Annotated in this window: 8 protein-coding genes; 3 read left to right on the top strand and 5 right to left on the bottom strand. The window is 36.5% G+C overall.

Translation table 11 applies throughout. The annotated features are described in order from the left end of the window. Positions 1-139: 139 nt before the first annotated feature. Both ACT9TX_RS17830 and ACT9TX_RS17825 read right to left on the bottom strand, forming a co-directional pair. Positions 140-2,044, bottom strand: a complete 1,905-nt coding sequence (locus ACT9TX_RS17830) for a DUF3857 domain-containing protein (protein WP_481340359.1) — start codon at positions 2,042-2,044, stop codon at positions 140-142. Positions 2,045-2,056: 12 nt separating this feature from the next. Next, positions 2,057-4,078 carry a transglutaminase family protein gene (locus tag ACT9TX_RS17825; RefSeq protein WP_481340357.1) on the bottom strand — a complete coding sequence of 674 codons (2,022 nt, stop codon included), beginning with the start codon at positions 4,076-4,078 and terminating at the stop codon, positions 2,057-2,059. Positions 4,079-4,247: 169 nt separating this feature from the next. Here ACT9TX_RS17825 and queG point away from each other — a divergent pair, with 169 nt between their 5' ends. The 3 genes from queG (at position 4,248) to bioA (ending at position 7,184) form a co-directional block, all read left to right on the top strand. Next, positions 4,248-5,180 carry a tRNA epoxyqueuosine(34) reductase QueG gene (gene queG, locus ACT9TX_RS17820; protein ID WP_481340355.1) on the top strand — a complete coding sequence of 311 codons (933 nt, stop codon included), beginning with the start codon at positions 4,248-4,250 and terminating at the stop codon, positions 5,178-5,180. A gap of 90 nt (positions 5,181-5,270) precedes the next feature. Beyond that, positions 5,271-5,783 (top strand): DUF1905 domain-containing protein, encoded by a 513-nt coding sequence (locus tag ACT9TX_RS17815; RefSeq protein ID WP_481340353.1) that lies wholly within the window; start codon positions 5,271-5,273, stop codon positions 5,781-5,783. A 96-nt stretch (positions 5,784-5,879) separates the two neighbouring features. Next, positions 5,880-7,184 (top strand): adenosylmethionine--8-amino-7-oxononanoate transaminase, encoded by a 1,305-nt coding sequence (bioA, locus tag ACT9TX_RS17810; protein WP_481340351.1) that lies wholly within the window; start codon positions 5,880-5,882, stop codon positions 7,182-7,184. Between the two features lie 34 nt (positions 7,185-7,218). Here the strand turns inward: bioA and ACT9TX_RS17805 are convergent, their stop codons facing one another. The 3 genes from ACT9TX_RS17805 to ACT9TX_RS17795 form a co-directional block, all read right to left on the bottom strand. Next, the gene (locus ACT9TX_RS17805) at positions 7,219-7,542 is read right to left on the bottom strand and encodes a type II toxin-antitoxin system RelE/ParE family toxin (RefSeq protein WP_481340349.1); all 324 of its coding nucleotides are present in this window, start codon (positions 7,540-7,542) and stop codon (positions 7,219-7,221) included. Beyond that, positions 7,542-7,763, bottom strand: a complete 222-nt coding sequence (locus ACT9TX_RS17800) for a hypothetical protein (protein WP_481340347.1) — start codon at positions 7,761-7,763, stop codon at positions 7,542-7,544. Before ACT9TX_RS17800 ends, ACT9TX_RS17805 begins: the two co-directional genes overlap by 1 nt. A 262-nt stretch (positions 7,764-8,025) precedes the next feature. Continuing rightward, positions 8,026-9,348, bottom strand: a complete 1,323-nt coding sequence (locus ACT9TX_RS17795) for a metal-dependent hydrolase family protein (protein WP_481340345.1) — start codon at positions 9,346-9,348, stop codon at positions 8,026-8,028. Positions 9,349-9,671: the final 323 nt, after the last annotated feature.

The following is a 9,671-nucleotide window of genomic DNA, read 5'->3' as shown; positions in this document are numbered from 1 at the left end:
ATAAATGTTTTCTATCCAAAACGTTCGCCTTTACTTAATAAGTATGCAAAAAATAAATTTAGATGCGTTTGCCCTGTCATACCGCCCCCAGTGTGCAACAAAAGCATCATAGTAGCACTAGCGATGGTTACTTAAAATACTATCCTTCTTTTTTTACAAATACAATCTTGGCTCTGTCGGCTTTGTACATGGCTTCGTAAAACTTAGCAAGTTCTTCGTAGTCGCTTGCAGCAAAACGGCTGTTAAGTCTTTCTTTTAAGCGAACGAGTTGTATGGTATTGGCGGTAACTGTGTAGTTTACTTTATAGTTACCAAACTTGTTGGTGAGATTAATATTTTGCGGCAGGGCTTCTACCGTGTAGCCATCTGGTATGGTAATGTTTACGCTATCAATATCTCTAAACGGATAACCAAGATCTATGTCATACTTACGTGGCTTATCGGTAGGTAGGCGTGTGGTGCTTTTATTAAACATATTGGGCGTAATAAACAAGCGCTTACCACTTGTAGAGGCGTAGTTAGGCGACGTGATGATAAGGGTTTCATCCATAGCAGGTATGTAGCCTTTGGTTTCTTTGTAGTCGTTTTTTTCTATTTTGTAAGTGGGCAGGCTAATTTGTTCGTTTAGGTATTTTGTGCGCTGTTCTGGTGTGGCATTGTGCAGTAAACTATGTTGTAGCTCTTGCGATAAACCTGTAAAATGGGTTTTTACTTCGGCTTGCAAGTTGCCATCTTTATCTACCGTTGCGGTTACGGTGCGTATTTCTAAATTATCGGTGTGTTTATAGCTTGGTGTTTTGGTAATATAGCCACCACCACTTTTTTCATCTACCACATATACTTTTCTGTTGCCTGTAAATTCGCCCATATAACCTGCACTTACATCTTGGCTAGTACATTCAAGCCAAATGGTGTCTTTGCCATTAGGTACACAAGCAATTACATGGTTAAAATATTCAGCAGGAAAAGTTTCATCCACTCTATCGCTACCTCTGCCGCCATAAGCAATTACATAATTAGCACTTACACCGGCTTCTTTTAAAAGCGACACCATGTAGTTAGACAATGCTTTACAATCACCATATTTTTTCTCTGCTACATACTTGGCTTCAAAAGGCTGAAAGCCACCTATACCAAGCTGAATGCTAATGTAGCGGGTGTTTTTTTGTAGAAAATCGTACAGCACTTTTGTTTTTTCTTCTACGCTAGTAAGCTTATCTGTAAGGCTATGTACCTGCTGCTTAATGTTGTCTGGCAAAGCATCTCTATCCTTGTTGAGCATTAACTGAAACTTGCCATAGTCTTGCCAAGTAGCAAAGCTGCCTTTGTAACCTTGGTACATAAAATCTGTAGGTGCTATGCGTACTTGCGGCAGTAATTCACGCAATGATGGTTGTGCAAATTCTGTAACAATGGGCTTGTAATTATTTAGCTCCCAAGTAATAGTAATGTCTTTATCAGTAGTGGTAATTGGTTTGCCTATGTAGTTATATTCTTTGTAGCGAAGTTGATAATCTGCTGGGTAGATAACCTTGTATTTACTTTGCTGAACGGCATATTTATCACCATTTACAGGGCGCCAACTTTCTAATTGATAGGTGCCTTTTATGTCTTGTTCATCCTCATATTCTATGGTATAAGGGTACACGTTGTAATAGAAATTATGGGCTTTAATTCTGTCATCAAGCATTAGGCTCATACCGTCTTGTAGCGATACATCTACTATGTCTTTACGCTTTACCGTTCTTAGTTTTTTACCTGTGGCATCGTACAGTGTACCTGAAATATCGTACAGTGGCGATTTTGTATCGTATCTGTTGTAATAACCTGCATACTCAGCACCATTTTCGTTAAGTATGGTAATAACGTATTTATGTTTTACAATGGTTTTTTCAAGCGATTTAATGTGTACTTCTAAATACTCATTTCTTAGTACAGCCTCAGCATCAGTTTTAAGCGAATCTGGTATTAATGCTACATTATACTCTTGTGCTGTAGTAGTTACACCTGCTACCAATAAGGCTATCAACAACAAATATTTCATACCTAGCTAGGGTTATTTTATTTTCTTAAATACAATTTGTTCAGCGTGTTTTTTTACTATAAAACCGTAAAAATTTCTCAAAGTTTCATAATCCTCTGGTATAAAGTTGGCTTTTTTTAGCACTATTTTACTACGCAGTTGAATACGCTTACCATCGTTGGTAATTATGTATTCAAACATACCTTCATTCTCGTTCAGTTTTACTCTTGTAGATTTTGGTAGTTCATCTACTTTGTAGCCTTTAGGTATTTCCATGGTTAGAGCAAATACTTCGTTTGGTTTGAAAGGCATTTCTACAGGGTACAATCTTTCTGCCGATGTGAATGGATTTTGCTTTATTGCTTCGCTGAGTAATGGATTGAAGTAAATAATGTCGTCATCGTTAAAGTTCAACTTAATATCGTACGACATTTTTAGCGGCTCATCGTAGTCCTGTAAAGAATCTAGTACTAAATTTTGTAGGGTAATTTCGGTTGGATATGCTTTGGCAAATTCTTTTAAAAATTCGCTGGTGTTTTTAGTATTCAGTTTTTCACGTAAATGCACCGACTGGTAATAACCAAGGTTTGATGTAACAGAACCAGTAGTTTCACCATTATCTTCATTTACTATAAATATAGTGGTAAGTTTTTGCTCAATTACATTATCAGTAGTCATAGGTATTAGAAGAGGTAACTTATCTATTACACGTGCTGAGGTGTTATAGCAGTCTTCTGGCAACTTACCAAAGCCCATTTTAGGTATCGATGCATCTAGTAGGTAGTAGGTAGAGTCTATTTGTAATCGAGCAATTACATAATTGTATTGGCTTAAAATAGCAGTTCCCTCAGTTACTCTACCATTATTTCGTGTACTTAGCATTACTGGATGTACATCAAAGCCGGCATGATTAAGCATAGCTGTTAGTAGTAAATTAATATCTGTAACGGTCCCTTTTTTAGTTTGATAAATTTTTTTCAATGGTTCAGATAGCCAGATGGATGCATCATGATCTGTACAGCTAAAATTATCTCTTACAAAAGCATAAATTTTTCTGGCTTTCTCAAAGTCGTTACTATCTTTTGTAAGGCGTTTTAAGTCTTCATCCATCCACCCGTCTTTATCTTGCAATACCGATTTGTAATCTTCATCGTCAAGTACTTTGGCTATAGTTTCTACCCAGCCTTTTATAATTTGTTGTGTGGGGGAATTTTCACTCCACTTTATAGAATGTAACTGAAAGTCAATTTTAGATAAATAATTTTTAGAAGAAGATGTGAAATTTTCTTTTTTAAAAGCTGGAGCATCTTTTATTGCCCAAATGTTCTGGTTAGCAGTACCGCTAAAAGAATAATGGTCAGAACTTCCCATACCATTAGAAACAATAACATTGTAGCTTTTAAAAACGCCTTTTGAGCTATCAATAGCATATTTTAAATAGCCTTGTATTACAGGATAGTAGGCAAACATATGCGGTATTGTAACTTGGTATTGGCTCCATAGTACGGGATACTCATCCTGAAAACGCCAAGAACGTAAGCGGCTGTAAAAAGGCGACTTAATGGTATATTTATACTCAACAATACTACCTTCTTTAATATTAGCAAATGTGAATTTTCTAATGGTTCTAGTACGGTCATACTTTTCTTTAAAAATAGCATTTTTGTCTAACTTGGTTTCTACAATAGCACCATTTTCTATATTGTAAGTGGTCGCCTCAAAATCATCGAATCTTTCTTCCTCGGTTGAGTTATTACCTACGTAAATGGGTACTTTAACAGTAGCTTCATCAAAGGCATTTTTATTAATAAGTAACGTACGCTTAACACATTTAAAAACGAGCGTAAAGTCGCCATTGCTATTACCCTCAAATTCACTGCTACCAATGTCTGCAAGCACTACAGCATGTGCATTTGAGTCAACTACGGGTGAGTTAGGTTTAAAATCTGCCAGACTAATTTTTTCTAGCTTGGTAATAGGTTTTGCTTGACTGTAAGAATAATTGCTAATGAATAAGTAACTAATAGCAAATAGTAGGACGAATTTAGTTCTCATGTATCAGTTTTGAATAGTTGTATTACCAAATATATAAGATAATTGCAAACAGCCAAAAAATGTTTATACAAATTGTTTTAATTTATAGTTAAGTTATTTTTTGGGTAAGATTTATAAAGCCTATAGTTTTGAGCGGCCCTTAGTATTAAAAAAACAAATAAAAAAATCTTTGCAACATACGCAGCAACATACACAATTCATCAAACAGGCTGCGCAGCAGCTTGGCTTTGATTTTTGTGGTATTGCCAAAGCCAAACAGCTTGATGACGATGCAAGGCGTTTAGAAAAATGGTTGTCTCGAAACATGAATGGTAGCATGCAATACATGGCTAACCATTTTGATTTGCGTATAGACCCAACCAAACTTGTACCCAGAGCTAAAAGTGTAATTACGTTGCTTAAAAATTACTATCCTTCTCAGCAGCAAACTGAGGACGCTGTAAAAGTGTCTAAATATGCTTATGGTAAAGATTATCATGAGGTGATTAGAGGGCAATTGAAAGCTTTGCTGGCGCAAATGCATAGCCATATTGGTGAGGTAAATGGTAGAGGTTTTATTGATAGCGCACCAGTGCTAGAAAGAAGTTGGGCCTTGCAAAGTGGTCTTGGCTGGATAGGTAAAAATGGCAACTTGATTAATAAGCAACAAGGTTCATTTTTCTTTATTGCTACACTTATTGTTGACGTAGAATTACAGTACGATGATGCGTATGCGAAGGACTTTTGCGGATCTTGTACACGTTGTATAGATGCTTGCCCCACAGAAGCTATATTGCCCAACAAAGTAGTAGATGGTAGTAAATGCATTAGCTATTTTACTATAGAATTAAAAGACCAATTGATACCTGATACCATGAAGGGCAAGTTTGACGATTGGCTGTTTGGCTGCGATACTTGCCAGGATGTTTGCCCTTGGAATCGCTTTAGTAAACCGCACCATGAACCAGATTTTACACCCATACATGAAGTACTCAATTTTAGTATCAACGATTGGGAAATGCTGACCGAAGAAAGCTTTAAAACCATCTTTAAAAACTCACCCATTAAGCGCAGTAAATACCAAGGCATACAACGTAATTTGCAGTTTATAAAAGGGTCATAGATTATGGTTAATGGTCAAAATCCCGATAGCTATCGGGACGTGTAATCAAAAATCAGAAACCCGAAATCATAAATCATAAATCTGCAGGCTATGCTTTCATTTACGACTACACTTAAAAAGTTTGGTGAGCAAGGTGAGAAAACTGGCTGGACTTTTATTGAAGTTACAAGCGTGCAAGCACACTTGCTACAACCTAATACCAAAAAGAGTTTTAGGGTAAAGGGCAAGCTAGATAATTATGCTTTTGAAGGCGTGGCTTTGGTGCCAATGGGTGAAGGCAATTTTATTTTAGCAGTAAATGCCACTATGCGTCAAGCGATTAAAAAACGCAAAGGCGATACTATACAAGTACAACTAGCGTTTGACGAAAAAGGCTATCAACTAAATGAAGATTTTGTGGCTTGCTTAAACGATGAACCCAAAGCTTTGGCTTACTTTAATACTTTGCCTAAAGGGCATAAAAATTATTTTAGCAAATGGATTGAATCGGCTAAAACCATAGAAACAAAAACTAAAAGAATTACCATGGCAGTGATTGCATTAGCCAAGCAAATGGGCTATCCTGAAATGATAAGAGCGAATAAAGAGAAAGGTGAAAAGTGAAAAGTCAATAGTCAGTAAATTTCACTTTTCACGTTTTCACCTTTCACACTTTTTACCATTCACCTTTTACCTTTTCACGTTTTCACTTTTCACATTATGACTTTACAAGAACGAGATTATCAAGTTATATGGCATCCTTTTACGCAACAAAAAAACAGGCAAGCACCTGTGCCTATTGTAAAGGGCAAAGGCACTTTGTTGTTTGATGAAAATGGCAATAACTATATTGATGCTATTAGTAGTTGGTGGGTTACTTTGCATGGTCATGCGCATCCATACATTGCTGAAAAGCTGTACCAACAAGCTTTACAGCTTGAGCAAGTAATATTTGCTGGCTTTACACACGAACCTGCGGTGTCTTTAGCAGAACAATTATTGCCCTTATTGCCTAATCAATTTGCCAAAATATTTTACAGCGATAATGGTAGCACGTCTACAGAAGTAGCATTAAAAATGGCCTTGCAGTTTTGGTGGAACGGTCGGTCGACGGTCGACGGTCAACGGTCCAACGAAAGAACCAAAATCCTCGCTTTTAACAATGCTTACCACGGCGATACATTTGGTGCTATGAGTGTGAGTGATAGAAGTGTGTTTACGTTGGCTTTTCACGATAAACTGTTTGAAGTTATTTTTATAGATACACCTACTGCTGATAATATGGATGCGTTGATTGCAACTGTAAACCAATATGGTAGCGAGTTAGCAGCCTTTATTTACGAGCCTTTGGTGCAAGGTGCTGGCGGTATTAAAATGTACGATGCTGTGCTGATGGATAAGCTATTGGCTGCTGTAAAGCAACATGGCATTATTTGCATTGCCGACGAGGTTATGACTGGCTTTGGCCGCACAGGTAAATTATTTGCAAGCGAATATCTTACCCATAAGCCTGATATTATTTGCCTAAGTAAAGGCCTTACAGGCGGCACTATGGCACTTGGCGTGACAGCTTGTACCGATGCTATTTACCAAGCTTTTGTAAACGATGATAAACTGAAAACCTTTTTTCACGGGCATTCGTTTACGGCCAATCCATTGGCTTGCACTACCGCCTTGGCTAGTTTGCAGTTGTTGGCACAGAACAATTGCTTACAAACTGTAGAATGGATTACAGAACAAAACCAACTATTCGCTGCCAAACTCACCACTCACTACTCACCACTCACTATTAAAAATGTACGTGTATTAGGTACTATTTTGGCATTTGAAATAGCTAACGGTAAAGATGAATACCTCAACAATATTGCTACCATTATTACGCAGCAAGCCATGGCGCAAGGTGTGTATGTAAGGCCACTTGGCAATACCGTGTACATTATGCCGCCTTATTGCATTACGGCAGATGAATTGCAAAAAGTATATGCCGTGCTTGAGAATATGGTGGTAGAAATTGCGAAGGTTTAATAATGACTATGCACTTACAATAAATGCAACCTGACTATGGTTTATTCTTTCTTTGCAACCAGATTTTTGGATGTCTACTTGTATGAAGCACTGCAAAAATTTGAACTGTATTATTTGCCTCATCAATAATGTAGTGCACTAGAAATGGAAATTTATAAATCAACATACATCGTACATCGGCATATCTCAAACTATAATTCAGTGCTTGTATAGCCAATAAATCAATCTGCTTTTTTACTTGCTGCTTAAAACGAGTACCTAAGTTAGCCGATTGCTCATTGTACCATGTTGCAGCATCTTCAATATCCGTGATGGCTTCTATGTCTATTTTAATAGTAAATAAAGGTTTTGTTTCCATTACAAATCTTTTGAAGCAGTAGCCCAATCAACTAATCTTTCAGGATTTGTTTTTGCCCTAGCAATTCTATCTAGTACTATTTGTTGATGTTCGGTAGGTATAATAGCGTCTTCATTCCACAATACTTCATTCAGCGCTAGTTTCTCAGATGGGTGTAAATTTTTTACTGCATCTAACAATTGCTGAAAGCTTAAATTAATGGTAATTGCTGAATGAGACATAATCTGTAAAATTTGTTACCGCAATTTACTAAAGCAGTATTTATTAGTGGTGATTATTTTGTAGTACTATGCTCACTAGCGGTGCCTTTAGCCTGTGATTGCCCGTTACATAGTTATAAATACCCTCAAAAAAATAACCAAGTGACAAGCTAGCACAAGTCGGCTATACACATTGCTTTGCTACAGACTTGCGCTAGCGGGCTTAGTACGTCTAGCCCAAATTGCAGCAAACCCAATGTTAGCGGTAGTTTTTATTTGTCAACTATTTTTTCGTATAGATTATTCCGTCTTTCATAACGAAGTGAACATTCATAATCGCATTAATATTTTTATCAAGGTCAAAGTCAACAGCAATAATATCTGCCAGAAATCCTTCTTTAAGTATACCAATCTTATCTTTCCAATTTAGCTGAACTGAAGCATTAATTGTCGCAGATTTAAGAATTTCGGGTATCGTCATACCTGATTCAAAATACCCAACCAATGTCCTCTTAGATGGAATTGCATATGACATTTTGAAGTCAATATAATCATCTGACCCCGCAACAATTCTTACATTTTGTTTGACTGCACGAATTAAACGTGTGCCAAGGTATTTTCTATAATCCAAAACATTTTTTTCAATATTTTTTTGAGCATTCTTGTCGTTTGGTGCTATTAGTTTTGCGTATTGAGAAAATGTTAAACTGTCTCCATCAGTTGGTATAAAAACTACGTTGTTTTTTGACATTAAAGCAAAAGTAGAATCATCAACTGAATAACCATGCTCAATTCCATCTACACCACTAATGATAGCATTGTACACGGCTTGATTGTCTGTTGCATGAGCCGTAACTCTTAGACCATAACGATGTGCTTCTTTAACTATAGCCTTCATTTCTTCAATCGAAAGAGCAGTTACATTAGGTGTGTTGTTTGAATAGATTTTTATTACGTCTGCTCCTTGTGTTATGTTTTCTCTTACAGCCTGTATTGCATCATCTTTGCCTGTTACAATTCTATATTCGTCATTTATTATTTCTCTGTGCTTATAAATTACATCAGGCATTTGTCCACCTTCAGAAGAAAGCCCACGTCCTGCACATCGCATACGTGGTCCTGTAACCAAGCCTTCATTTATTGCTTTTCTTAAAGCAATATCTGCATATTGTCCTGAATTTCCCAAGTCTTGAACTGAAGTAATACCTGCTTCTAAATAAGCTTTTGCTCTTACAGACCCATAAATAGCCCTAAAAGCGTCTCCCTGCATTGTTAGTGTTTTCATTAAATCTAATCCAGAAAACTTATTATCAGGTATCAAGCTCTCTTTGTAAAGCAAATGTGTATGTGCATCAATTAAACCAGGTAGTATAGTATTCTTTGATAAATCTATCAATTCAAATTCCTTCTTTTCTTTTTCGGAAACTTCACTAAAGGGCTTTATGACTTTAATTTTATTTCCTTCTATGAATAGTGCCATGTCGTTTGAAAAAATTCCAATTTCACTATTAAACATTTTACCAGCTCTTAATAATATTTTTTTTGTTTCCTGTGCATTTAATAGACATGGAACTATTAGTAACAGAAATAGAAATATATTTTTCATCTTTTTAAATTTATAAGTTTATGAATTTAAAGTAATGTCATATAAAATTACCGCTAACTCGCTAATTGCCGCATGTTTAGTAGCAGTCTACAAGTTGTTTTGTGATGTGAATATATTGAATTATGTGTGGCTATTATCAAAAAAAACAAAGGTTACCAACCTACCCCTAAGTTGGTAACCGTTTGTTGTTCGTAAGCGGCAGTTGGTTTTTCTTGCCAAAATGCTGCTCAAGGCTGCATTCATGCTGCTGTTGGAACAAAGTCTCTAATAAGGTTTGGGTACTTGCGTAACCAGTGCAATGAATTAGTTGTTTGTATCTTTCT

The sequence above is a fragment of the Parasediminibacterium sp. HNIBRBA5674 genome (assembly GCF_056745525.1).
Note: the sequence above shows the minus strand (reverse complement) of the source record. Positions and strands in the feature narration are given on the sequence as shown.

Bases quoted from the DNA above. Each gene is read 5' to 3' on its own strand.
- ACT9TX_RS17805 (WP_481340349.1), bottom strand. From the start codon at position 7,542: ATGGAAACAAAACCTTTATTTACTATTAAAATAGACATAGAAGCCATC.
- ACT9TX_RS17815 (WP_481340353.1), top strand. From the start codon at position 5,271: ATGCTTTCATTTACGACTACACTTAAAAAGTTTGGTGAGCAAGGTGAG.
- ACT9TX_RS17825 (WP_481340357.1), bottom strand. From the start codon at position 4,078: ATGAGAACTAAATTCGTCCTACTATTTGCTATTAGTTACTTATTCATT.
- ACT9TX_RS17795 (WP_481340345.1), bottom strand. From the start codon at position 9,348: ATGAAAAATATATTTCTATTTCTGTTACTAATAGTTCCATGTCTATTA.
- ACT9TX_RS17830 (WP_481340359.1), bottom strand. From the start codon at position 2,044: ATGAAATATTTGTTGTTGATAGCCTTATTGGTAGCAGGTGTAACTACT.
- ACT9TX_RS17800 (WP_481340347.1), bottom strand. From the start codon at position 7,763: ATGTCTCATTCAGCAATTACCATTAATTTAAGCTTTCAGCAATTGTTA.
- bioA (WP_481340351.1), top strand. From the start codon at position 5,880: ATGACTTTACAAGAACGAGATTATCAAGTTATATGGCATCCTTTTACG.